35 protein-coding genes are annotated in these 20393 nt (G+C 45.7%); 33 read left to right on the top strand and 2 right to left on the bottom strand.

Annotation, left to right across the window (positions count from 1 at the left end; all coding sequences use genetic code 11):
* Window positions 1-2: 2 nt before the first annotated feature.
* The 33 genes from rpsL (at window position 3) to H589_RS0107355 (ending at window position 18358) form a co-directional block, all read left to right on the top strand.
* Window positions 3-374 carry a 30S ribosomal protein S12 gene (rpsL, locus tag H589_RS0107510; protein WP_027721456.1) on the top strand — a complete coding sequence of 124 codons (372 nt, stop codon included), beginning with the start codon at window positions 3-5 and terminating at the stop codon, window positions 372-374.
* Between the two features lie 24 nt (window positions 375-398).
* Window positions 399-869: a 30S ribosomal protein S7 gene (gene rpsG, locus H589_RS0107505; RefSeq protein ID WP_027721455.1), complete on the top strand. Its 471-nt coding sequence runs from the start codon at window positions 399-401 to the stop codon at window positions 867-869.
* Between the two features lie 12 nt (window positions 870-881).
* Window positions 882-2948: an elongation factor G gene (gene fusA, locus H589_RS0107500; RefSeq protein ID WP_027721454.1), complete on the top strand. Its 2067-nt coding sequence runs from the start codon at window positions 882-884 to the stop codon at window positions 2946-2948.
* 247 nt (window positions 2949-3195) lie between these two features.
* Window positions 3196-3513, top strand: a complete 318-nt coding sequence (gene rpsJ, locus H589_RS0107495; protein ID WP_027721453.1) for a 30S ribosomal protein S10 — start codon at window positions 3196-3198, stop codon at window positions 3511-3513.
* 13 nt (window positions 3514-3526) lie between these two features.
* Window positions 3527-4159, top strand: a complete 633-nt coding sequence (gene rplC / locus H589_RS0107490; RefSeq protein WP_027721452.1) for a 50S ribosomal protein L3 — start codon at window positions 3527-3529, stop codon at window positions 4157-4159.
* A gap of 11 nt (window positions 4160-4170) precedes the next feature.
* The gene (gene rplD / locus H589_RS0107485) at window positions 4171-4791 is read left to right on the top strand and encodes a 50S ribosomal protein L4 (RefSeq protein ID WP_027721451.1); all 621 of its coding nucleotides are present in this window, start codon (window positions 4171-4173) and stop codon (window positions 4789-4791) included.
* A gap of 2 nt (window positions 4792-4793) precedes the next feature.
* Window positions 4794-5084, top strand: a complete 291-nt coding sequence (rplW, locus tag H589_RS0107480; RefSeq protein WP_027721450.1) for a 50S ribosomal protein L23 — start codon at window positions 4794-4796, stop codon at window positions 5082-5084.
* Window positions 5085-5087: 3 nt separating this feature from the next.
* Window positions 5088-5918, top strand: a complete 831-nt coding sequence (gene rplB, locus H589_RS0107475; protein WP_027721449.1) for a 50S ribosomal protein L2 — start codon at window positions 5088-5090, stop codon at window positions 5916-5918.
* 9 nt (window positions 5919-5927) lie between these two features.
* The gene (gene rpsS / locus H589_RS0107470) at window positions 5928-6209 is read left to right on the top strand and encodes a 30S ribosomal protein S19 (protein WP_015851071.1); all 282 of its coding nucleotides are present in this window, start codon (window positions 5928-5930) and stop codon (window positions 6207-6209) included.
* Between the two features lie 13 nt (window positions 6210-6222).
* Window positions 6223-6555, top strand: a complete 333-nt coding sequence (gene rplV, locus H589_RS0107465; RefSeq protein ID WP_027721448.1) for a 50S ribosomal protein L22 — start codon at window positions 6223-6225, stop codon at window positions 6553-6555.
* 9 nt (window positions 6556-6564) lie between these two features.
* Window positions 6565-7206: a 30S ribosomal protein S3 gene (gene rpsC, locus H589_RS0107460; RefSeq protein ID WP_027721447.1), complete on the top strand. Its 642-nt coding sequence runs from the start codon at window positions 6565-6567 to the stop codon at window positions 7204-7206.
* Window positions 7206-7619, top strand: coding sequence for a 50S ribosomal protein L16 (gene rplP / locus H589_RS0107455; protein ID WP_027721446.1), 414 nt, complete (start codon window positions 7206-7208; stop codon window positions 7617-7619). The genes rpsC and rplP overlap by 1 nt, the downstream gene beginning before the upstream one ends.
* A gap of 1 nt (window position 7620) precedes the next feature.
* Window positions 7621-7815, top strand: coding sequence for a 50S ribosomal protein L29 (gene rpmC / locus H589_RS0107450; protein ID WP_027721445.1), 195 nt, complete (start codon window positions 7621-7623; stop codon window positions 7813-7815).
* 3 nt (window positions 7816-7818) lie between these two features.
* Window positions 7819-8085: a 30S ribosomal protein S17 gene (gene rpsQ, locus H589_RS0107445; protein ID WP_027721444.1), complete on the top strand. Its 267-nt coding sequence runs from the start codon at window positions 7819-7821 to the stop codon at window positions 8083-8085.
* Window positions 8086-8096: 11 nt separating this feature from the next.
* The gene (gene rplN, locus H589_RS0107440; protein ID WP_027721443.1) at window positions 8097-8465 is read left to right on the top strand and encodes a 50S ribosomal protein L14; all 369 of its coding nucleotides are present in this window, start codon (window positions 8097-8099) and stop codon (window positions 8463-8465) included.
* Between the two features lie 26 nt (window positions 8466-8491).
* Complete coding sequence (gene rplX, locus H589_RS0107435) at window positions 8492-8809, top strand: 50S ribosomal protein L24 (protein ID WP_027721442.1); 318 nt, start codon at window positions 8492-8494, stop codon at window positions 8807-8809.
* Window positions 8810-8818: 9 nt separating this feature from the next.
* Window positions 8819-9358 (top strand): 50S ribosomal protein L5, encoded by a 540-nt coding sequence (gene rplE, locus H589_RS0107430; RefSeq protein ID WP_027721441.1) that lies wholly within the window; start codon window positions 8819-8821, stop codon window positions 9356-9358.
* An 11-nt stretch (window positions 9359-9369) separates the two neighbouring features.
* A complete protein-coding gene (locus H589_RS0107425) occupies window positions 9370-9555 on the top strand; it encodes a type Z 30S ribosomal protein S14 (protein ID WP_027721440.1) in 186 nt (61 codons plus the stop codon).
* A 15-nt stretch (window positions 9556-9570) separates the two neighbouring features.
* On the top strand, window positions 9571-9954 hold the full coding sequence (rpsH, locus tag H589_RS0107420; RefSeq protein WP_027721439.1) for a 30S ribosomal protein S8: 384 nt from the start codon (window positions 9571-9573) through the stop codon (window positions 9952-9954).
* A 12-nt stretch (window positions 9955-9966) separates the two neighbouring features.
* Entirely contained in the window at window positions 9967-10500 is a 534-nt protein-coding gene (rplF, locus tag H589_RS0107415; RefSeq protein ID WP_027721438.1) for a 50S ribosomal protein L6, read from the top strand.
* 12 nt (window positions 10501-10512) lie between these two features.
* Entirely contained in the window at window positions 10513-10872 is a 360-nt protein-coding gene (rplR, locus tag H589_RS0107410; RefSeq protein ID WP_035075441.1) for a 50S ribosomal protein L18, read from the top strand.
* A 16-nt stretch (window positions 10873-10888) separates the two neighbouring features.
* Entirely contained in the window at window positions 10889-11380 is a 492-nt protein-coding gene (rpsE, locus tag H589_RS0107405; protein WP_084146910.1) for a 30S ribosomal protein S5, read from the top strand.
* An 11-nt stretch (window positions 11381-11391) separates the two neighbouring features.
* Complete coding sequence (rpmD, locus tag H589_RS0107400; RefSeq protein WP_027721435.1) at window positions 11392-11565, top strand: 50S ribosomal protein L30; 174 nt, start codon at window positions 11392-11394, stop codon at window positions 11563-11565.
* Window positions 11562-12008: a 50S ribosomal protein L15 gene (gene rplO / locus H589_RS0107395; protein ID WP_027721434.1), complete on the top strand. Its 447-nt coding sequence runs from the start codon at window positions 11562-11564 to the stop codon at window positions 12006-12008. Before rpmD ends, rplO begins: the two co-directional genes overlap by 4 nt.
* A gap of 3 nt (window positions 12009-12011) precedes the next feature.
* Window positions 12012-13322 (top strand): preprotein translocase subunit SecY, encoded by a 1311-nt coding sequence (gene secY / locus H589_RS0107390; RefSeq protein WP_027721433.1) that lies wholly within the window; start codon window positions 12012-12014, stop codon window positions 13320-13322.
* Window positions 13323-13327: 5 nt separating this feature from the next.
* Window positions 13328-14095 carry a type I methionyl aminopeptidase gene (gene map, locus H589_RS0107385; RefSeq protein ID WP_027721432.1) on the top strand — a complete coding sequence of 256 codons (768 nt, stop codon included), beginning with the start codon at window positions 13328-13330 and terminating at the stop codon, window positions 14093-14095.
* Window positions 14096-14287: 192 nt separating this feature from the next.
* The gene (rpmJ, locus tag H589_RS20625) at window positions 14288-14401 is read left to right on the top strand and encodes a 50S ribosomal protein L36 (protein WP_005027799.1); all 114 of its coding nucleotides are present in this window, start codon (window positions 14288-14290) and stop codon (window positions 14399-14401) included.
* 12 nt (window positions 14402-14413) lie between these two features.
* Entirely contained in the window at window positions 14414-14785 is a 372-nt protein-coding gene (gene rpsM, locus H589_RS0107380; protein WP_027721431.1) for a 30S ribosomal protein S13, read from the top strand.
* Window positions 14786-14864: 79 nt separating this feature from the next.
* Window positions 14865-15254, top strand: a complete 390-nt coding sequence (gene rpsK, locus H589_RS0107375; protein ID WP_027721430.1) for a 30S ribosomal protein S11 — start codon at window positions 14865-14867, stop codon at window positions 15252-15254.
* 17 nt (window positions 15255-15271) lie between these two features.
* Window positions 15272-15898 (top strand): 30S ribosomal protein S4, encoded by a 627-nt coding sequence (gene rpsD, locus H589_RS0107370; protein WP_027721429.1) that lies wholly within the window; start codon window positions 15272-15274, stop codon window positions 15896-15898.
* 13 nt (window positions 15899-15911) lie between these two features.
* The gene (locus H589_RS0107365; protein ID WP_027721428.1) at window positions 15912-16952 is read left to right on the top strand and encodes a DNA-directed RNA polymerase subunit alpha; all 1041 of its coding nucleotides are present in this window, start codon (window positions 15912-15914) and stop codon (window positions 16950-16952) included.
* The gene (gene rplQ, locus H589_RS0107360) at window positions 16942-17367 is read left to right on the top strand and encodes a 50S ribosomal protein L17 (RefSeq protein WP_027721427.1); all 426 of its coding nucleotides are present in this window, start codon (window positions 16942-16944) and stop codon (window positions 17365-17367) included. The genes H589_RS0107365 and rplQ overlap by 11 nt, the downstream gene beginning before the upstream one ends.
* A 91-nt stretch (window positions 17368-17458) precedes the next feature.
* Window positions 17459-18358 carry a selenium metabolism-associated LysR family transcriptional regulator gene (locus H589_RS0107355; RefSeq protein WP_027721426.1) on the top strand — a complete coding sequence of 300 codons (900 nt, stop codon included), beginning with the start codon at window positions 17459-17461 and terminating at the stop codon, window positions 18356-18358.
* A 70-nt stretch (window positions 18359-18428) separates the two neighbouring features.
* Here H589_RS0107355 and H589_RS0107350 read toward each other — a convergent pair whose 3' ends face one another.
* On the bottom strand, window positions 18429-19253 hold the full coding sequence (locus H589_RS0107350; RefSeq protein ID WP_027721425.1) for a menaquinone biosynthetic enzyme MqnA/MqnD family protein: 825 nt from the start codon (window positions 19251-19253) through the stop codon (window positions 18429-18431).
* On the bottom strand, window positions 19246-20343 hold the full coding sequence (gene mqnC / locus H589_RS0107345) for a cyclic dehypoxanthinyl futalosine synthase (RefSeq protein ID WP_027721424.1): 1098 nt from the start codon (window positions 20341-20343) through the stop codon (window positions 19246-19248). Before mqnC ends, H589_RS0107350 begins: the two co-directional genes overlap by 8 nt.
* Window positions 20344-20393 lie beyond the last annotated feature (50 nt).

Genomic DNA, 20393 nt, shown 5'->3' with positions numbered 1-20393 from the left:
TCATGCCAACCATTAATCAGCTCGTAAGAAAAGGGCGTGAAAAGCAGCTCAAGCGTAAGAAAACTCCTGCGCTTCAGGCTTGCCCCCAGCGTCGTGGCGTATGCACTAGAGTGTATACAACCACCCCTAAAAAGCCTAACTCCGCTTTGCGTAAGGTCGCTCGTGTTCGTTTGACCAACAGCATGGAAGTAACAGCATATATCGGTGGTGAAGGCCACAACCTTCAGGAACACTCCGTGGTACTTATCCGTGGTGGTCGTGTAAAAGATTTACCTGGTGTTCGTTACCACATTGTTCGCGGCTCTCTTGACACCGCTGGTGTTGCAGATCGTCGTCAGGGTCGTTCCAAGTACGGCGCTAAGCGTCCTAAATAGTTTTTAATTCCAAGGAGTATACCTATGCCTCGTAAAGGTCCGGTAGCTAAAAGACAAATTCTTCCTGATCCGGTATACGGCTCTCAGCTTGCAACCAAGTTCATGAATAGACTCATGTACGATGGTAAGAAGAGTGTGTCTGAAAATATATTCTATCAAGCTCTTGAATTCCTCGGTGAAAAAACCCAGGAAGATCCTATCAAGGCTTTTGAAAAAGCTCTTGAAAATGTTAAGCCACATGTTGAAGTCAAATCCCGCCGTGTCGGTGGTGCTACATATCAGGTTCCGGTCGAAGTTCGTCCTGAACGCCAGATATCTTTGGCTATCAGATGGTTAATCAATTTTGCCCGTTCCAGAGGTGAAAAGGGTATGGTTGCTCGCCTTAGTGGTGAATTCCTCGATGCTTATAACAAGCGTGGCGGAGCTGTTAAGAAAAAAGAAGACACCCATCGTATGGCCGAAGCTAACAAGGCTTTTGCACACTACCGTTGGTAATCGGAGTACAAAGTGCCTAGAAAGGTTGCAAGAGATAAACAGCGCAATATTGGTATCATGGCCCACATTGATGCGGGTAAAACTACCACTACTGAGCGCATTCTTTTCTATACTGGTGTTTCTCATAAAATCGGTGAAGTTCATGATGGCGAAGCTACCATGGACTGGATGGTTCAGGAACAGGAACGTGGCATCACTATCACTAGTGCTGCTACAACCTGCTACTGGAAAGATCACCGTATTAACATTATTGATACTCCTGGTCACGTTGACTTCACAATGGAAGTTGAACGTGCTCTGCGCGTACTTGACGGCGCAGTAGCAGTATTTGATGCTGTTGCAGGTGTTGAACCTCAGTCTGAAACCGTATGGCGTCAGGCTGACAGATACAACGTTCCACGTATGGCTTTCGTTAACAAGATGGACCGTATCGGAGCAGATTTCTTCCGTTGTGTAGAAATGCTCAAAGACCGTCTTGGCGCAAAAGCTGTACCTCTCCAGATTCCCATCGGATCTGAAGAAAACTACCGTGGTGCTGTTGACCTCGTTACAGGTAAGGCTTTTACTTATACTGATGTCATGGGTAAGGACTACGATATCGAAGATATCCCTGCTGACATGGTTGATCAGTATGAAGAAATGCGCCTTGAAATGATTGAGGCTATTGCTGAAGAAAACGAAGAACTGCTCGATAAGTACCTCGGTGGTGAAGAACTTACCTCCGAAGAAATTGTTGAAGGTATTCGTCAGGCAACTATTAACCTGACAATATGCCCTGTTCTTTGCGGTACTGCATTTAAAAACAAAGGTGTTCAGCCTTTGCTCGATGCTGTTATCGATTATCTTCCTTCTCCTTTGGATATTCCGCCTATCATAGGTATCGAACCCGGTACTGATAAGCAGATTGAATGTCCTTGTGATGATACTCTGCCTCTTGCAGCTCTTTCCTTTAAGCTCATGACTGACCCCTTCGTTGGTCACTTGACTTTCCTGCGTCTCTACTCAGGTAAGATTGTATCCGGTGATACTTTCATTAACGCTGCAAGCGGTAAGAAAGAACGTATCGGACGTCTCCTGAAGATGCACGCTAACAAGCGTGAGGAAATCAAGGAAGCATATGCAGGTGACATCGTAGCTGCTGTTGGTCTTAAGACCATGGCAACAGGTGACACCCTTGCTGAGCAGAAGAAAGCAGTTGTACTTGAATCTCTCGATATTCCTGAACCGGTTATCGAAGTTGCGATCGAGCCTAAGACTAAAGCTGACCGGGATCTTCTCAGTCAGGGTCTTGCCAAACTTGCTAAAGAAGATCCCTCTTTCCGCGTTAAAGGTGATGAGGAAACAGGTCAGACTCTTATTGCAGGTATGGGTGAACTTCACCTTGAAGTTATTGTCGACCGTCTGCTTCGTGAGTTCAACGTAAATGCTAATGTCGGTGCTCCACGTGTTTCATACCGTGAAACAATCACCAAATCCGTCGAATCAAACCTCAAATACGCTAAGCAGTCCGGTGGACGTGGTCAGTATGGTCACGTAGTTGTTACCATTGAGCCGAACAAAGAAAGCGAATATGAGTTTGTTGACGAGATTAAGGGTGGGGTTATTCCGAAAGAATATATTCCTGCTGTCGATCGTGGTATTCATGATGCCATGAAGAACGGTGTTATTGCTGGTTTCCCTCTCGTGGACATCAAAGCTACACTGACCTTCGGTTCTTACCATGATGTTGACTCTTCAGAACAGGCATTCTACATTGCCGGTTCTATGGCACTTAAAGACGCTGTTAAGAAAGCTGGACCACAGCTTCTTGAGCCTATCATGTCTGTCGAAGTCGTAACTCCTGAAGATTACCTCGGAGACGTCATGGGTGACCTTAACGGTCGTCGTGGCCGCGTTGGAAACATGGAAGCACGTTCTAATGCACAGGTAATCTCCTGTGACGTGCCTTTGAGTGAAATGTTCGGTTATGCAACCGATCTTCGCTCTAAAACTCAGGGTCGTGCTACATTTAGCATGCAGTTCGACCATTATGAGCCAGTTCCTGCTTCTATCGCGGAAGAGCTGATCAATAAAAATTAGAATAATTTTGAATTTATTCTCATTTTAGCTTGACAGCAGCTTGCAAAAAGCAGTAAACCTCCCGAACCATAGTGTTTGGGAGGTTCTTATTTTTTTTACGGGAACCGCCCCGTGAAACCACAGAGATCAGGTATAAGGTCCGGCATGCTGGCTGGACGACCATACCAGGCTATTGAAGGAACAACCTCACAATCCTTCTAACCGTTGCAAGTTACGCCGTCTCTGAATTCAATTAGGAGAAATTAACATGGTTTCTATGACTAGTGATCGTATCAGGATCAAGCTCAAGGCATACGATTACCGTATCCTTGATAAAGCAGTTACCGAGATTGTGGATACTGCCCGCAATACCGGAGCTGCTATCGCAGGTCCCATCCCACTGCCTACACAGATCAATCGTACAACGATTCAGCGTTCTGTGCACGTAGACAAAAAGTCTCGTGAGCAGTTTGAGATGAGAATCCACAAGCGTCTGCTTGACATTCTTGAACCCACCCAGCAGACAGTTGATGCCCTTGGTAAGCTTAGCCTTCCCGCTGGTGTTGACGTCGAAATTAAGCTCTAGGGAGGGGTTCAACATGGCAAAAACTATCGGTATACTCGGTAAAAAACTGGGCATGACCCGCGTGTTCTCTGACGATGGTACAATTACCCCCGTCACAGTACTCGAAGTTGGTCCTTGTCCTGTCATTCAGGTTAAGACTGAAGAGAAGGAAGGCTATAACGCCATCCAGATCGGTTACGACACTCTGCCCGAACGCAAAGTGAACAAGCCCTCCAAAGGTCATCAGGAAAAAGCTGGAAAAGGCTACTTCCGTCACCTTCGTGAGTTCCCGCTTGATTCCGTAGCTGATTATGAACTTGGCCAGGAAATATCCGTGGATATCTTTACCAGTGGTGAGAAGGTCAAAGTGACTGGAACATCTAAAGGTAAAGGTTTTCAGGGTGTAATGAAGCGTTGGAACTTCAAAGGTTCCCGTGCATCTCACGGTGCTGAAAAGGTACACCGTTCTCCTGGTTCTATCGGCCACGCTACTTTCCCTGGTAAAGTCTTCAAGGGTAAAAAAATGCCCGGTCAGATGGGTAACGAACGTGTGACTATTTCCAATATTGAAATTGTAGACGTTCGCACCGAGGAAAATGTTCTCGTGGTTAAGGGACAGGTTCCCGGCCCCAAGAACGGATTGGTGATGATCCGCAAGACCAGCTAGAGGAATAAAAAATGGCTACCATTACTATATATGATCAAACTAAAAAGGAAGTCGGGAGCATGGATCTTGCTCCGGAAGTATTTGAAGTTCCGGTCAAGCCCGAAATCCTGCATCTCGTTGTCCGCTCTCAGCTCGCTGCTAAACGCAGCGGCACACATGCTACCAAGACTCGTGGCATGAAGCGCGGCGGCGGTGCAAAACCCTGGCGCCAGAAAGGCACAGGACGCGCACGTTCAGGCTCCACCCGTTCACCTTTGTGGCGTGGTGGGGGAACCACTTTCGGTCCCCAGCCTCGCGACTACTCCTTCAAGGTAAATAAAAAGGTCCGCCGTCTGGGTCTCAGAATGGCACTCACATCCAAATTCAGCGAAGAAAAGCTGATGGTTGTTAAGAGTATTGACCTTCCCGAGATTAAAACTAAGCTTTTTGCTGAAGTTGCAGAAAGTCTCGGACTTTATAAAGCCTTGATCGTTGTCAAGGACGCTGATAATAAACTCCTCCTTTCTGCGAGGAACTTCCCTGGCATCAAGCTTATCTCTGCCGAACAGTTGAATGTTTATGACATTCTTCGCCATCGTCAGGTTGTAATGCTTGAGAATGCAGCACAGGATTTGCAAGAGAGGTTGAAGTAGTCATGGACTATACTCAGATTCTCATCAAGCCGGTCATTTCGGAAAAGGCCACTGACATTAAGGAATCATCCAATCAGGTGACCTTTTATGTGCTGCCTTCTGCCAATAAGACTGAAGTTAAAAAAGCTGTTGAAAAAGCTTTTGACGTTAAGGTTGATTCCGTACGTATCGTACGTAAAAGACCCGGTCTTCGCAGAAAGTTCGGCCGTGTTGTCGGTAAATTGTCCGGCTATAAAAAAGCTTATGTTAAGCTTTTGGCGGGCGAAAAAATCGAATTCTTCGAAGGAGTTTAAGAGATGGCAACTCGCAAGCTGAAACCGACCTCTCCAGGTCGCCGGTTCCAGACTATCTCCACCTTTGAGGAGATTACCAAGTCTACTCCGGAAAAATCCCTCACAAAGGGATTAACAAAGACAGCTGGTAGAAACAACAACGGTAGGGTTACTTCCCGTCGTCGTGGTGGCGGTACTAAACGTTTGTACCGTATCATTGACTTCAAACGTAATAAAGTTGAAGTACCCGCAATTGTTGCATCAATTGAATACGATCCCAATAGAAGCGCACGCATCGCTCTGCTTAACTATGCAGACGGTGAAAAACGCTACATCCTTGCTCCTGTAGGACTTAACAAGGGTGACCAGATTCTCGCTGGAGAGAAAGCCGATATTAAACCCGGTAATGCTCTTTTGCTGAAGAATATACCTGTTGGTACTATCATTCATAATATTGAATTGTATCCCGGAAAGGGTGGACAGTTCTGCCGTGCAGCCGGTACCTATGCACAGTTAGTTGCGAAAGAAGGCAAACATGCTCTTCTTCGCATGCCTTCCGGTGAAGTCCGCAAGGTTCTCGCAATTTGTTGTGCAACCGTTGGACAGGTAGGTAACATCCACCACGAAAACATTACCATTGGTAAGGCCGGACGTAACCGTTGGCTTGGTCGTAGACCTAAAGTCAGAGGTGTCGCAATGAACCCGATCGATCACCCACTTGGTGGTGGTGAAGGTCGTAGTTCCGGTGGTAGACACCCCTGTTCTCCTTGGGGCATGCCTGCCAAGGGATACAAGACCCGCAATAAGAAGAAACCTTCTTCCAAGCTCATCGTTAAACGCCGCGGGCAGAAGTAGGAGACTGTAATGCCAAGATCACTGAAAAAAGGCCCGTTTATTGACGATCATCTGCTTAAAAAGGTCGTAAAAGCTCAGGAATCAGGTGACCGCAAGGTTATCCAAACCTGGTCCCGTCGCTCAACCATCATTCCAGAAATGGTAGGTTTGACCTTCGCAGTACATAATGGCCGTAAGTTTATTCCTGTCTTCGTGACCGAAAACATGGTAGGACACAAATTGGGAGAATTCTCTCCCACCCGTACCTACTACGGCCACGCTGCGGACAAGAAAAGCAAGGCCAAACGCTAGAAGGTGTTGAGCAATGGAAGCAAGAGCTATTGCAAAATATATGCGCATTTCCGCTAGGAAAGTGCGCTTGGTAGCGGAAAACATCAAGGGAAAGCCTGTTGAGGAAGCACTCAACATCTTGAAGTTCACTCCCAAAAAGGGAGCTGAAATGCTCAGTAAAGTGCTTTATTCTGCTGTTGCTAACGCAGAGCAGATTCCCGGTGTGGATGTTGACTCTCTTTGTGTAGACATCGTTAAAATTGACGAAGGTCCTACTTGGAAGAGGATTCAGCCCAGGGCTATGGGGCGTGCGTACCGCATTTGCAAGCGCACAAGCCATATAACCGTCGTAGTTAAAGAAATGTAGGGTAGTGTCATGGGTCAGAAAGTACATCCATACGGGTTCAGACTTGGATACACCAAGAACTGGCTCTCCAGATGGTTCAGTAAAAAGGACTATCCCGCTTTCGTCTTTGAGGACGACAGCATTCGTAAATATGTAAAAGAGAAGATTTTCCACGCAGGAATTTCAAAGATCGAGATTGAACGTGCCGGTGGCAAAATTCGTCTGATCATTCACACTGCGCGTCCAGGTATTATTATCGGTCGCAAAGGTGTTGAAATTGAAAAGCTCCGTGATGATCTTCGTACTAAATTCAATAAAGAATTCGCTCTCGAAGTAAATGAAATTCGCCGTCCGGAAACTGATGCGCAGCTCGTTGCTGAGAATATTGCTCAGCAGCTTGAGCGCCGTGTAGCTTTCCGCCGCGCTATGAAGCGTATTGTTGGGCTTGCCCGCAAATTCGGCGCAGAGGGTATTAAAGTAGCTTGTGCTGGTCGTCTGGCCGGTGCTGAAATCGCACGTACCGAATGGTATCGCGATGGCCGCGTTCCTCTTCAGACTCTCAGAGCTGACATCGATTACGGTGTAGCAAGAGCTAACACTACCTACGGTGTCATCGGCATCAAGGTCTGGATCTTCAAAGGTGAAATTCTTGACCACGAGGTGGAACAGTAATGCTATCACCTAAGAAAGTTAAATTCCGTAAACGTCAGAAAGGTCGCCTGAAAGGTAAAGCTCAGCGCGGTTCCACTATCGCTTTCGGTGATATCGCAATCAAAACTGTGGAACACGGAAAATTGAGCAACAACCAGATTGAAGCAGCTCGTGTCGCTATTATGCGTCACATTAAGCGTGGCGGACAGGTATGGATCAGGGTTTTCCCTGATGTGCCAGTTACTGCTAAGCCTGCTGAAGTCAGACAGGGTAAAGGTAAAGGCTCCCCCGTCGGTTGGTGCGCTCCGGTTAAGCCCGGTCGCATTCTTTACGAAGTGAAGGGCGTTGACATTGAACTGGCCAGAGAAGCTCTGGTCCGTGCATCACACAAGCTTCCTGTCAAAACTACTATTGTAGTCAAGGAGGGGTTGTAATATGAAAGTCAAAGAACTTCGTGAACTCGACAACGCTGCTCTGGAAGAAAAGCTGATGGGTTTCCGTCAGGAGCTTTTCAATCTTCGTTTTCAGCACGCAACTGCGCAGCTTGAAAACACCCAGAGACTCAGCGATGTTAAAAAAGACATTGCTAAAATCCTGACCGTGCAGCGCGAAAAGGAACTGGGAGCATAAGCCATGGCAGAGCTTAATCTGAAAGGAAACAGGCGCGTACTTAACGGCGTAGTTATCAGCGATAAGGCAGACAAGACAATTGTTGTCCGCGTTGAAACTCTCGTTAAACACCCCCTGTATAAAAAATTCATTCGCCGTCACACTAAATTCATGGCACATGATCCTGCTAATGAATGCAGTATCGGCGATAAGGTACAGATTGTTGAATTCCGCCCCTTGAGCAAACGCAAAAGGTGGCATCTCGATAAAATTCTGGAAAAAGCAGTTTAGGGGTATTAGCTATGATTCAGGTAGAATCCAAACTTGACGTAGCAGATAACTCTGGTGCCAAAAAGGTTTCCTGCATCAAGGTCCTTGGCGGTTCCAAGAGACGCTACGCCAGTGTCGGAGACATCATTGTGGTTTCCGTTAAGGAAGCGATGCCCCATTCCAAAGTGAAGAAGGGCGCTGTGATGAAAGCGGTTGTGGTTCGCACCAAAAAAGAAATTGGTCGTCCTGACGGTTCTTACATCAAGTTCGACAATAACTCTGCCGTTCTTCTGAACAATTCAATGGAACCAGTTGGGACTCGTATTTTCGGTCCCGTTGCGAGAGAGCTTAGAGCCTGCGGCTTTATGAAAATTGTTTCTCTTGCACCTGAAGTTCTGTAAATCCTTATCACAAAAAGGTATACGGCATGAACAAGATACATGTTGATGACAAGATAATGGTCATCGCCGGCAAGGATAAGGGGAAGATCGGCAAGGTCCTTAAGATCAACCGCAAGAAGGACGAAGTCCTCGTGGAGCAGGTTAATATGGTTTCCAGGCACACAAAGCCAAATCCATATGCAAACCAGCCCGGCGGAATTGTTGAGAAAGAAGCCCCTATTCACATTTCTAATATTCAGGTTGTGTGCCCCGCTTGCACAAAAGCAACCAGAGTTGGAATTCGTGAGACCGAAGACGGAAAAAATATCCGTTTTTGTAAAAAATGTAACGAAATCATCGACTAGGGTTCTGCGATGACACGTCTCGAAAAAATATATACGGACAAGGTCGCCCCGACTCTAAACAAGGAGTTCGGGTACAAGAGTTCGATGGAGATTCCTGAAATTAAGGCAATCTCTCTCAATATCGGACTCGGTGAAGCAAGCCAGAACGCAAAGCTCATTGATGGTGCTGTTGACGAATTGACCGCTATTGCGGGTCAGAAAGCAGTAGTTACCAGAGCGAAAAAGTCAATTGCAGCTTTTAAGCTGCGCGAAGGAATGCCTGTCGGTTCCCGTGTAACTCTTCGCAGAGATATGATGTGGGACTTCCTGGATAAGCTTATCAGCTTTGCACTCCCTCGTGTCCGCGATTTTCGCGGAATCCCTGACAAAGGCTTCGACGGACGCGGTAACTTCACCCTCGGAATCAAGGAATTAACTATTTTTCCTGAGATTCAGCTCGACAAAATCGAGTTAACTAAAGGGATGAACGTGACTATCGTCACCTCCGCCAAAACTGATAAAGAAGGCAAGATGCTCCTCGAGCTTCTTGGAATGCCCTTCAAGAAATAGGAGGAATCGCTTTGGCCAGGACAGCATTAAAAGTTAAGGCTAAACGTAAGCCTAAGTTCAAGGTGCGCGAATATAACAGATGTCCAATTTGTGGTCGTCCTCGTGCATTCCTGCGGAAATACGGTGTATGCCGTATTTGCTTCAGGGAGAAGGCCCTCGCGGGTGAACTTCCCGGCGTGCGTAAAGCCAGCTGGTAATATAAGGAGTTTAAAATGCCTGTTGTCGATCCTATCGCCGATATGCTGACCCGCATTCGTAATGCTCACGGTGCTTATCATAAGACCGTTAGTATTCCGGGGTCCAAAATAAAAACAGCAATCGCCGGAATTCTTAAGGAAGAAGGCTATATCTCTGACTTCACTTCTGAAGAAAGTGAGATTAATGTCACCCTTAAGTATGTTGATGGAAAAGCCCTTATTAGCGGCATGAAGAAAATCAGCACACCCGGACGTCGCGTGTTTGTAGGCGTTGAAGATATTCCCAGTGTTCTTAATGGACTCGGGATTTGCATACTTTCCACTTCAAAGGGCGTAGTTGACGGCGTTAAAGCGACAGAGCTTAACGTTGGCGGCGAACTCTTGTGCGAAATCTGGTAGAGAGGTTTTATTATGTCCAGAATTGGAAAAAAACCTATTGATATACCTTCCGGAGTGGAAGTAACTGTTGGTGCTGATGTGGTTTCCGTAAAGGGCCCTAAAGGCACCACCACCACCCCGATACACCCCATGGTCAGCTACAAGGTAGCTGACAATGCGGTGGAGGTACTGAGGTCTGGCGATTCCCGTCAGGAACGTGCTCAGCACGGTCTTCACCGTACACTGCTCTTCAATTGTATTGAAGGCGTATCCAAAGGGTTTGAAAAAACTCTGGAAGTTGTCGGTGTTGGTTACAAAGTTAACGTACAGGGTTCAAACATCGTTTTAAACGTTGGTTTTTCCCATCCCGTTAACTATGCTATTCCTTCCGGCATTGAAGCCAAGGCTGAAGGCAGCAAACTGGTCATCAGCGGAGTTGATAAACAGCTCGTTGGTGAAGTTGCAGCTCAGCTTCGTCGTGTACGTCCGCCAGAACCTTACAAAGGTAAAGGCATCAAGTACATTGATGAACAGATCAGACGTAAAGCCGGTAAGTCCGGTAAATAGTAGGGTACAGCCATGAAAATGACTAAAGAACAGGCTAGACGCCGCAAAAAAGTTCGCATCCGCAAAAAAATCAGCGGTACTGCAACTCGCCCGCGTCTTGTCGTATTTCGTTCAAATAAACACATCTACGCTCAGCTTGTAGATGATCTCATTGGCAAAACCGTGACCGCATCTTCTTCTTGTGCTCTTTTCAAGGGCGAAGAAGCAGCTGGCCTCACCTGCAAGACTGCTGAAGCTGTTGGTAAGGACATTGCTGCCAAGGCTAAAGAGCTCAAAATTGAGAAGGTCGTTTTCGACCGCAGCGGTTATATATATCACGGCAGGGTCAAGGCCCTTGCAGACGGCGCTCGTGAGGGTGGCCTGAAATTCTAAACTTATGGGAATATCCATGGAACAGAATGATCTGGGTCTGATTGAAAAAATCGTTTATCTCAACCGAGTAGCTAAAGTTGTGAAGGGTGGTAGAAGGTTCTCCTTCAGTGCCCTGGTTGTGGTAGGTGACGGTAAAGGTCAGGTCGGTTTCGGACTTGGTAAAGCCAACGAAGTACCTGAAGCTATTAGAAAAGCTTCAGAGAAGGCTCGTAAAGAAATGATTTCCGTACCTCTTTTGGACGGAACCCTTCCTTACGAAGTTCTCGGCCGCTACGGTGCTGGACGCGTAATGCTCAAACCCGCCTCTAAAGGTACCGGTATCATTGCCGGTGGTCCTGTACGTGCGGTGCTTGAAGTAGTCGGAGTCCACGATATCCTTACTAAGGCTATCGGCACTAACAACCCGCATAATGTCCTTCGCGCAACAGTCGCTGGACTTGCTTCTCTGCGCAGTGCTGATGAAGTTTCTCATCTTCGCGGGAAGAAAGTTGTGACTCCCAGAAAGTAGGAGGACAGATAATGCTTAAGGTAAAACTCGTACGCAGCAAGATCGGTTGCAATCCCAAACAGCGTGCAACTCTCGTTGCACTGGGACTGCGTAAGATCAGGCAGGAAAGAAGCTTTGAAGACAGTTCCGTTGTACGCGGAATGATCAAAAAAGTTGAGCACCTTGTGGAGGTATCAGAATCATGAGGCTGCACGAAATATATCCGTTCCCAGAGGAACGTAAAAATCGCAAACGCGTAGGTCGCGGCGGCGGTTCAGGCACAGGTGGAACATCCGGTAAAGGCCATAAAGGTCAGAACAGCCGCTCCGGTGGTGGTGTCCCAGCTTGGTTTGAAGGTGGCCAGATGCCTCTGGCTCGTCGTCTTCCTAAACGCGGTTTCAAGAATCCCTTTCGTGAAGAGTATGTTGCTTTGAACGTTGGCCAGATTCTTGGAGCTTTCGAAGGCAAAACTGAAATATCTCTCGAAGACATTTATGAAAGAGGCCTTTGCAAAAAAGGCGCACTCGTAAAAGTTCTTGGAGTGGGTGAAGTAAGTGCTGCTGTAACCATCGAAGCACACCGCTTCAGCGCTTCTGCGACTGAAAAAATCACAAAGGCCGGTGGTTCGGCTAAAGCCCTGGAAGGATAAAACGTGGCATTGTCTGGCGTTGATAATCTTTCCCGTCTGCCGGAACTGAAGAAAAAGATCTTTTGGACTTTTCTTCTTCTGGCTGTCTACCGGATCGGGATTCACATCCCGGTCCCGGGCGTAGACAGCGCAGCATTGGCCGATTTTTTTGAGAGTGTTTCTAACACTCTCTTCGGCCTTTTTGACATGTTCTCTGGTGGCGGGTTGCGTAACTTGTCCATATTCGCGTTAGGGATTATGCCCTACATCTCCGCGTCTATTATTATTCAACTTCTTAATGTAGTAAGTCCTGAACTCAAGCGGCTTAGTCAGGAAGGGGCCCAGGGACGCAAGAAGATTACTCAGTACACCAGGTACGCTACTGTTGCGATTACTATTGTTCAGGGTTTCGGCATAGCCATGGGCCTTGAAAGTATGACCAGTCCTACCGGAGCTCCTGTTGTACTACATGCAGGGTGGGCCTTTAGGGGTATTACCATCCTTACACTGACAGCCGGTACTGTTTTTCTCATGTGGCTCGGTGAACAAATGACCGAGAAAGGCATAGGAAACGGTATATCCATGATCATTTTTGCAGGTATTGTTGCAGGTCTTCCTGCTGCTATTTTTAATACCGTGCGTTTGATGCAGGCCGGAGAGATTACTCTCTTCCTGCTTTTATTCGTTATGGCATTTATGGTCGTAATTCTGGCTTTTATTGTTTATATGGAACGTGGGCAGCGTAGAATACCTATTCATTATGCTAAGCGTATGATGGGACGTAAAATGATGGGCGGTCAGACAACACATCTTCCGCTTAGAATCAACACCGCTGGTGTTATTCCACCAATTTTTGCATCCAGTATTCTTATGTTTCCTGCAACTCTTGCCAGTTTCTCTAATAACGAGATTCTTTCCAAGATATCGGCTAATTTTAAGCCTGATGCCATACTTTACAATGTAATTTATATCTCCCTGATCATCTTTTTCTGCTACTTCTATACAGCGATCATTTTTGATCCTAAAGGAATTGCTGAAAATATTCAGAAACAGGGTGGGTTTATTCCTGGTATTCGCCCAGGAGTTAAAACACGTGAATATATTGACCGTGTTCTTGCAAGAATTACCCTTTGGGGTTCCTTGTATGTCTCCGCAATCTGTGTAATCCCTATGCTTCTTATTGCTCAGTTTAATGTTCCTTTCTACTTCGGTGGAACAGCACTTCTCATTGTAGTTGGTGTTGCTATGGACTTTATGGGTAAAATCGAATCTTACATGATCTCTCGTCAATATGAGGGACTCATGGGTAAGGGCAGCAAGATTAAGGGCAGGTAGTTACTTTGAAAAAGTTCAGAGGGATCTACCTCAAGAATGAAAAAGAGATTGGCCTCATGCGTGAGGCCAATCGTCTTGTTTCTAACATACTGGATATTCTAGGCGATTCAATTAAGCCCGGTATTACGACCATGGACCTTGAAAACCTTGCTTGTAAAGCTTGCGAAGGTTATGGGGTAGAACCAGCATTTAAAGGCTACCATGGTTTTCCTTTCGCTCTCTGTTGTTCTGTGAACGAAGAAATTGTTCATGGTTTTCCTTCTGATAAGCGTGTGCTGAAAGAAGGTGATATTGTAAGTATTGATATGGGTGTTATTTTTCAGGGATTCTACGGTGACTCAGCCCGTACATATCCTGTAGGAAAAATTTCTGCCACTGCACAGAAACTGCTTGATGTGACTCGTGAATCTCTAATGCGAGGAATAAATCAGGCTTTGACTGGGAACAGTCTTTATGACATTTCTAAAGCTGTTCAGGATTATGCTGAAGGTGAAGGGTACGGAGTAGTCAGGAGATTTGTAGGGCATGGCATTGGCCGTAACCTGCATGAGAAACCTGAAGTTCCTAACTTTGTTCCTTCTGGTCTTCCTGGTGTGCAACTCAAAAGCGGAATGGTTTTGGCCATTGAACCAATGGTCACTGAAGGTTCGTATGACATTGAAATTCTCGATGACAAATGGACTGCTGTAACCAAAGACAGGAAGCTGTCTGCCCATTTTGAGCATACCATTGCCGTAACTGCTGATGGACCTATTATTTTAAGTCGACCTTAAAATATCGTATAAGTACTTTTTAGGGGTTGATTTTTTTGAAATCGTTCTATAGAGTACACCTCTTGAATTTCGCGGCAACGAAAGACTGGCATGGATCGATTGTCTTTTAGTCAGACGGTCGAGGCATATTAGGCCACAACCGGCTAGCTCCCGGTTGGTGAAACTGTAAAACTGCATTATTTGGAGACGGTCATGAAAGTTAGACCATCTGTTAAGAAGATTTGTCCCAAATGCAAAGTAATCAGACGCAAGGGTGTTCTGAGGGTTATTTGTGAAAACCCCAGACACAAACAGCGTCAAGGATAGAGAGGTATAACTGTGGCTCGTATCGCTGGAGTAGACCTTCCGAAAAATAAGCGTTTGGATATTGCATTGACTTACATCTTTGGTGTAGGTCGTACTACTGCTCTCAAGGTTCTTGATACTGTAGGTATAGACTGGACAATCAAAACTGATGACCTCAGTGGCGACCAGGTTAACACCATCCGTAAAGAGCTTGAAGACAACTATAAAGTTGAAGGTGACCTTCGTCGCGATCAGATTGCTGATATTAAGCGTCTGATGGACATCGGAAGTTACCGTGGACTCCGCCATCGTCGCGGTCTTCCCGTTCGTGGACAGAGCTCCAAGACCAACGCAAGAACTCGCAAAGGTCCACGTCGCTCTGTAATGAGCAGGAAGAAGAAATAATTCAATCCGCAGTTTTATAAGACCATGTAATAGGTCTTCTTGCTGCTGATATAAATTCTATTCATCTGGAGAGAATGGTATGGCTAGACCTCGCCGTTCCGGCAAGAAAAAAGAGAAAAAGAATGTTCCCGTGGGCATTGCCCACGTTAAAGCAACATTCAATAATACAATAATTACCTTCACTGACCTGAATGGTAACGTAATCAGCTGGGCTACTTCCGGTGCATCTGGTTTTAAGGGATCTAGAAAATCTACTCCCTTTGCTGCACAGGTTGCTGCTGAAACCGCTGCAAGAAAAGCTCAGGACCAGGGTATGCGTACCGTTGGTATCTTTGTTAAAGGCCCCGGCTCCGGTCGTGAAGCTGCTATGCGCGCTATCGGTAACGTCGGTATGAAGGTTAACTTCATTCGCGATATCACGCCCATCCCGCATAACGGCTGTCGTCCGCCGAAACGCCGCAGGGTCTAATTCGCAGGAGGAAAACCTTGGCTAGATATACTAAAGCAAAGTGCAGACTGTGCCGCCGTGAAGGTGAAAAACTTTTCATCAAAGGCGACCGCTGTTTTACTGATAAGTGTTCTTATGAACGTCGTCCTTATGCACCAGGTATTGCCGGTCGCATGAGAAAGAAAATGAGTGACTATGCAATTCAGCTTCGTGAGAAGCAGAAAGTGCGCCGCATGTACGGTGTCCTTGAAGGCCAGTTCCGCAGCTACTTTAAGCGCGCAGACGGCATGAAAGGTGTTACCGGTGCGAACTTGCTCATGCTTCTTGAAACCCGTCTTGATAACACTATTTACCGTCTTGGATTCGCTAATTCCCGCGATCAGGCTCGCCAGCTCGTGAGACACGGTATCTTCAAGAAAAACGGAATTCGTGTTAACATTCCTTCCATGCAGGTTAAACCCGGTGATGTGATAGAGGTTCGTGAAGAAGCTCGTAAGATCCCCGTAATCATGGAAGCACAGGAAGTGATTGCACGTCGTGGCTGCCCTGAGTGGCTTCAGTCCGATGGTGCTGCTTTCAAAGGTGAAGTTAAAGCGATGCCGACTAGGGAAGATATACAGTTCCCTATCAACGAACAGCTGATTGTCGAGCTGTACTCCAAATAAGAAGGATTAGTGCATGCTTATTCAAGACGGTGACAAACTCATCAACACCCGCAACTGGGCCGAGCTGGTTAAGCCGGAGCAGCTTGTGCGTGACCCCAAGTCTAACGAGCTTTATGGTAAGTTCTTTTGTGAACCCCTTGAGCGCGGATTTGGAACAACCATCGGTAACTCTCTTAGAAGAGTACTGTTATCCTCAATGCAGGGTGCAGCCGCGGTTGCTGTAAAGATAGAAGGAGTTCAGCACGAATTCACCACCATTGAAGGTGTGATGGAAGATGTGACTGAGATCGTTCTGAACATCAAGCAGATCAGATTCGCAATGACTACTGATGAACCTCAGTTCGTTACCTTATCGGTTAACAAACAGGGCGCCGTCACCGCAGCTGATATTCAGGAAAACCAGAACGTCAAAGTCCTCAATCCTGAGCAGATTATTGCGACTCTATCCGAAAAAATGGAATTTGAAATGACTTTTGAAGTGCGTATGGGCAAGGGCTATGTTCCTGCTGATATGCATGAAGGTCTTATCAATGAAATTGGTCATATTATTCTTGATTCTAGCTTTTCTCCTATCCGTAAGGTTGCTTACAGCGTGGAACAGGCTCGTGTCGGACAGATGACCAACTATGATAAGCTTGTTTTGGAAGTCTACACAGACGGTTCCGTTACTCCTGAGGATGCTGTTGCTTACAGTGCTAAAATCCTTAAGGAACAGCTCTCCGTTTTCATCAATTTTGATGAACTTGGATCTGAGCAGGAAGAGTCCAAAGAAAGTGACCTCGACCTGAACCCGAATCTGTTCAAGTCTATTGACGAACTCGAACTTTCTGTTCGTGCTACTAACTGCCTCAAGGCTGCTAACATTCGCATTGTTGGTGAACTTGTACAGCGCACAGAGCAGGCTATGCTTAAAACCAAAAACTTCGGACGTAAGTCTCTTGACGAAATCCGTAGAGTTCTGGACAGCATGGAGCTCAAGTTTGGAATGGGCCTCGAGGATTTCGATAAAAAGCATCAGGAATGGCTGAAGAGGAAAGAGAAAAATGAGGCATAAAAAGTCCGGAAGAAAGTTCAACAGATCAGGTTCCCATAGGAAAGCTATGCTTAAGAACATGGTCCGCTCTCTGTTGACTTATGAACATATCCGTACCACTGAGCCCAAGGCAAAAGAATTGAGAAGCTCTTGCGAAAAGCTGATCACACTTGCCCTTCGCAATGACCTTCATTCTCGTCGTCTTGCATTCAAGACACTTGAGAATCACGGTCTTGTACAAAAGCTCTTCGATGAAATCGGACCCCGCTACAATGGCGGTGGTGGTGGTTACACTCGCATCATCAAGCTTGCTGAGCCCCGTAAAGGCGATTGCGCTCCCATGTGCATCATCGAGCTTACTAAACGTGCTGAGGAAGCTCCTGTTAAAGAAGCTCCCGTTGCTACTGAAGCTCCCGCTGAGGAAGCTGAAGCATAGGCACAACCTAATGCGCATTAAAAAGGGGCGGAACTTGTTTCCGTCCCTTTTTTTATACTAATCTATAGATATTTTCGATATGAGTAATCAAATGGACTTACGTCGACTTGAAGCTTTTTGTAAGGTCTATGAACTTAAGAGTTTTTCTAAAGCAGGAAAAGATCTTTTTCTTTCGCAGCCCACTATTAGTGCACATATTTCTACTCTCGAAGAAGAGCTCGGTGTTCAGCTTTTCGACCGAATGGGCCGTTCAATTATGGCCACACAAGCAGGAGAGGTTCTTTATCGTAACGCCAGAGATATTTATGATCTGATTGGTAAAGCCCAGTCTGAAATTAATATTCTGCGTGATAAGGTGGTGGGTGATCTTGATATCGGTGGTAGTACTATTCCTTCTCATTATCTTTTACCCGATATCCTTTATAGCTACTGTAAAAAGTACCCAGATGTAAGCGTTCATCTCTCAGTAGGTGATACAAATGAAATTTTGCAGAAAATAAGACGGGGCGAACTTATTGTTGGTATTGTCGGTGCTACACTTGATGTTCCCAACCTTGAGTTTTATCCGATTATGCGTGATGAGCTTGTTATTGTTGCTCCTCCTGTCCTCGTTAAAAATTATGATAAAATAGATGATATTCAGCACCTTGCAGAATTACCATGGGTAATGCGAGAAGGCGGGTCCGGTACTCGCAAGGCTCTGGAAAGAGGACTTTCAGAACTTGGAACAAGTGTACGTGATCTCAATGTTACTGTCTGGGTTGAGTCTACTCAGGCCGTTGTTCAGTGTGTTCGGGCCGGACTTGGGGTTAGTGTAACTTCACGTCTTGCAGCTCAACCTCTAATTGATTCAGGTGAGCTGGTACACATTAAAGGACTACCTCTTAATCTTGAGCGCAGCTTTTATCTTGCCTATCTTGAAGGGCGTGAATTCTTTCCTGCTGTCCGATATTTTATCGACCACATTAAGCGAAGTTCTTTTACAATATAAGCCAAAATTAAGGCCGGAAATGTTATGCATTTCCGGCCTTTTGTTTTCTTAGAAAATAAATATCAGTCTGTTAAATATCAGCAAATTCAAGTTCTGGAATTTTAGTAATCTGCCTAGTTTTATACAAATATTTAGCAAAAGTTTTCAGTCCTGCAATTTCCTGTTTTCCTAAATCAAAAACAAGACCGTCATAGTATGAACTTGTTTCTTCAGGAGTAAGAATTGATTTTTCAGCAGTCAGTTCAGACATACGGTCAATATTTGCCTGTCCCCACTTTTTGCCTTTTATGATGGAATTTATCGCTTTCTTTACGTTTTCCTGCTCGCATACATCCTTACGTACCACCCATACCCCGAAAATACAGGGCAGACCTGTCCATTTAATCCATTCTTCACCCAGATCAAACTTGTAGGGGTAATCTTTGTGCTTACGCAGGTTTAACGCTTCATCGCCAATGCACAAAATTGCTTCCGGTCGTTCTCCAGACTCAAGTGTTTCAGTAGCTTTGCCTGTCTCATATTCTGGATGTACCGGAATATATTCGGTAAGTAATATCTTGAGTAGTGCTGCGGAAGAATGAGTCTGTGCACTTACAAGAATTTTGCTTCCTTTTAATTCTTCAACAGGTTTACGACTGAGCAGTAACACTGATTGTACAGGGCCACGACTGCCTATTGCCAGATCTGGGAGCAGTTTATACTGTTCTGCATGGCGTAGATATTCAATAGATGAGGTTGATGAGATGTGCATCAACCCTTCAGCCATCATTTTATTCAGTTGTGCAGGAGGTCCGTAAAGAAAATCGAATTCATTTTTTATAAGACCGGACTCCAGAGGATAATAAATAGGTAGTACATTAAGATAAGAAATACGTCCGACTTTAACCCTATCCATTATAATTCTCCACCAGAGTGTAATCCATCAATCGTTGTTTAGGATTGAATCCAGCTTTGCTTATCAGGTTATTTATTTCTTTTTCAGAAAGTCGAAATTTAACTCCAGCAGCTTTAACAACATTTTCTTCTATCATGGTAGATCCGAAGTCATTACCACCATAAAAAAGTGCCAGCTGTGAAATCTTTGGTCCCATCGTGACCCATGAAACTTGCAGATTATCGAAGTTATCCAGAACAATTCGTGAGACAGCCAGCATGCGCAGGTACTCTACACTAGTCATTTTGCGTGCATCAGGGATATTTGTATTATCAGGCTGGAATGTCCAGGGGATAAACGCCGTGAAACCGCCGGTGCGATCCTGCACTTCGCGTAAGGCAAATAAATGTTTAATACGATCTTCTGGAGTCTCTTCATGACCGAACATCATTGTCGCTGTCGTGCGTAACCCGAGATTATGTGCTGTCTCCATCACTTCGAGCCATTTAGCAACTGAACACTTCTTGGGTGCAATTTTGCTGCGTACTTCATCTACAAGGATTTCAGCTCCGCCACCGGGAATTGAAGCCAGTCCGGCTTTGATTAAACGTTTGAGCACTTCTTTAATTGAGATTCCTTCCAGTTCACTGAAATAAAAAATCTCTGGCGGTGAAAATGCATGAATATGTACTGGATAGTTATACTTTATGAACGCAAGCATTTCTTCATAAAAAGTGAGCGGAAGGTCTGGATTGTGTCCACCCTGCATCAGAATCTGGGTTCCTCCCAGATCTAATGTTTCCTGAATTTTCTGCCCCAGTTCTTCACGGCTGATGACAAACCCTCCATCCATTCCCGGAGCTTTGTAAAATGCGCAAAAACGGCAGCCACATTCGCAGATATTTGAGTAGTTGATATTGCGGTCAACGACATAAGTAACATTGAGGTCGGGATGTTTTTCCATCCGGATAGCATGGGCAAGACTGCCTAGATCAAACAAGTCAGCTTTTTCAAGCAGAGTCAGCGCATCATCATAATCAATGCGATTGCCTGCCTGAATCTTCGCAGCAATGTCATGAACGTTAGCAGGACTTTGTGTAAGATTTGTCATGGAGTACCTTATTCTTCTTTGAACTTCGAAAATTTTCCATATCTCTTCGA

Origin of the sequence: Maridesulfovibrio zosterae DSM 11974 (genome assembly GCF_000425265.1) — a bacterium.
GTDB lineage: Bacteria > Desulfobacterota > Desulfovibrionia > Desulfovibrionales > Desulfovibrionaceae > Maridesulfovibrio > Maridesulfovibrio zosterae.
This window is presented reverse-complemented; position numbering and strand designations above follow the sequence as displayed.

Bases quoted from the DNA above. Each gene is read 5' to 3' on its own strand.
- rpsS (WP_015851071.1), top strand. From the start codon at position 5,928: ATGCCAAGATCACTGAAAAAAGGCCCGTTTATTGACGATCATCTGCTT.
- rpsJ (WP_027721453.1), top strand. From the start codon at position 3,196: ATGGTTTCTATGACTAGTGATCGTATCAGGATCAAGCTCAAGGCATAC.
- rplQ (WP_027721427.1), top strand. From the start codon at position 16,942: ATGAGGCATAAAAAGTCCGGAAGAAAGTTCAACAGATCAGGTTCCCAT.
- mqnC (WP_027721424.1), bottom strand. From the start codon at position 20,343: ATGACAAATCTTACACAAAGTCCTGCTAACGTTCATGACATTGCTGCG.
- H589_RS0107365 (WP_027721428.1), top strand. From the start codon at position 15,912: ATGCTTATTCAAGACGGTGACAAACTCATCAACACCCGCAACTGGGCC.
- rpsE (WP_084146910.1), top strand. From the start codon at position 10,889: ATGGAACAGAATGATCTGGGTCTGATTGAAAAAATCGTTTATCTCAAC.
- rplD (WP_027721451.1), top strand. From the start codon at position 4,171: ATGGCTACCATTACTATATATGATCAAACTAAAAAGGAAGTCGGGAGC.
- rplO (WP_027721434.1), top strand. From the start codon at position 11,562: ATGAGGCTGCACGAAATATATCCGTTCCCAGAGGAACGTAAAAATCGC.
- rplN (WP_027721443.1), top strand. From the start codon at position 8,097: ATGATTCAGGTAGAATCCAAACTTGACGTAGCAGATAACTCTGGTGCC.
- rplF (WP_027721438.1), top strand. From the start codon at position 9,967: ATGTCCAGAATTGGAAAAAAACCTATTGATATACCTTCCGGAGTGGAA.
- rpsG (WP_027721455.1), top strand. From the start codon at position 399: ATGCCTCGTAAAGGTCCGGTAGCTAAAAGACAAATTCTTCCTGATCCG.
- rpmC (WP_027721445.1), top strand. From the start codon at position 7,621: ATGAAAGTCAAAGAACTTCGTGAACTCGACAACGCTGCTCTGGAAGAA.
- rplV (WP_027721448.1), top strand. From the start codon at position 6,223: ATGGAAGCAAGAGCTATTGCAAAATATATGCGCATTTCCGCTAGGAAA.
- rpmJ (WP_005027799.1), top strand. From the start codon at position 14,288: ATGAAAGTTAGACCATCTGTTAAGAAGATTTGTCCCAAATGCAAAGTA.
- rplX (WP_027721442.1), top strand. From the start codon at position 8,492: ATGAACAAGATACATGTTGATGACAAGATAATGGTCATCGCCGGCAAG.
- rpsK (WP_027721430.1), top strand. From the start codon at position 14,865: ATGGCTAGACCTCGCCGTTCCGGCAAGAAAAAAGAGAAAAAGAATGTT.
- rplR (WP_035075441.1), top strand. From the start codon at position 10,513: ATGAAAATGACTAAAGAACAGGCTAGACGCCGCAAAAAAGTTCGCATC.
- H589_RS0107355 (WP_027721426.1), top strand. From the start codon at position 17,459: ATGGACTTACGTCGACTTGAAGCTTTTTGTAAGGTCTATGAACTTAAG.
- rplE (WP_027721441.1), top strand. From the start codon at position 8,819: ATGACACGTCTCGAAAAAATATATACGGACAAGGTCGCCCCGACTCTA.
- rpsC (WP_027721447.1), top strand. From the start codon at position 6,565: ATGGGTCAGAAAGTACATCCATACGGGTTCAGACTTGGATACACCAAG.
- rplC (WP_027721452.1), top strand. From the start codon at position 3,527: ATGGCAAAAACTATCGGTATACTCGGTAAAAAACTGGGCATGACCCGC.
- rpmD (WP_027721435.1), top strand. From the start codon at position 11,392: ATGCTTAAGGTAAAACTCGTACGCAGCAAGATCGGTTGCAATCCCAAA.
- H589_RS0107350 (WP_027721425.1), bottom strand. From the start codon at position 19,253: ATGGATAGGGTTAAAGTCGGACGTATTTCTTATCTTAATGTACTACCT.
- rpsH (WP_027721439.1), top strand. From the start codon at position 9,571: ATGCCTGTTGTCGATCCTATCGCCGATATGCTGACCCGCATTCGTAAT.
- rplB (WP_027721449.1), top strand. From the start codon at position 5,088: ATGGCAACTCGCAAGCTGAAACCGACCTCTCCAGGTCGCCGGTTCCAG.
- rplW (WP_027721450.1), top strand. From the start codon at position 4,794: ATGGACTATACTCAGATTCTCATCAAGCCGGTCATTTCGGAAAAGGCC.
- rpsL (WP_027721456.1), top strand. From the start codon at position 3: ATGCCAACCATTAATCAGCTCGTAAGAAAAGGGCGTGAAAAGCAGCTC.
- rplP (WP_027721446.1), top strand. From the start codon at position 7,206: ATGCTATCACCTAAGAAAGTTAAATTCCGTAAACGTCAGAAAGGTCGC.
- rpsQ (WP_027721444.1), top strand. From the start codon at position 7,819: ATGGCAGAGCTTAATCTGAAAGGAAACAGGCGCGTACTTAACGGCGTA.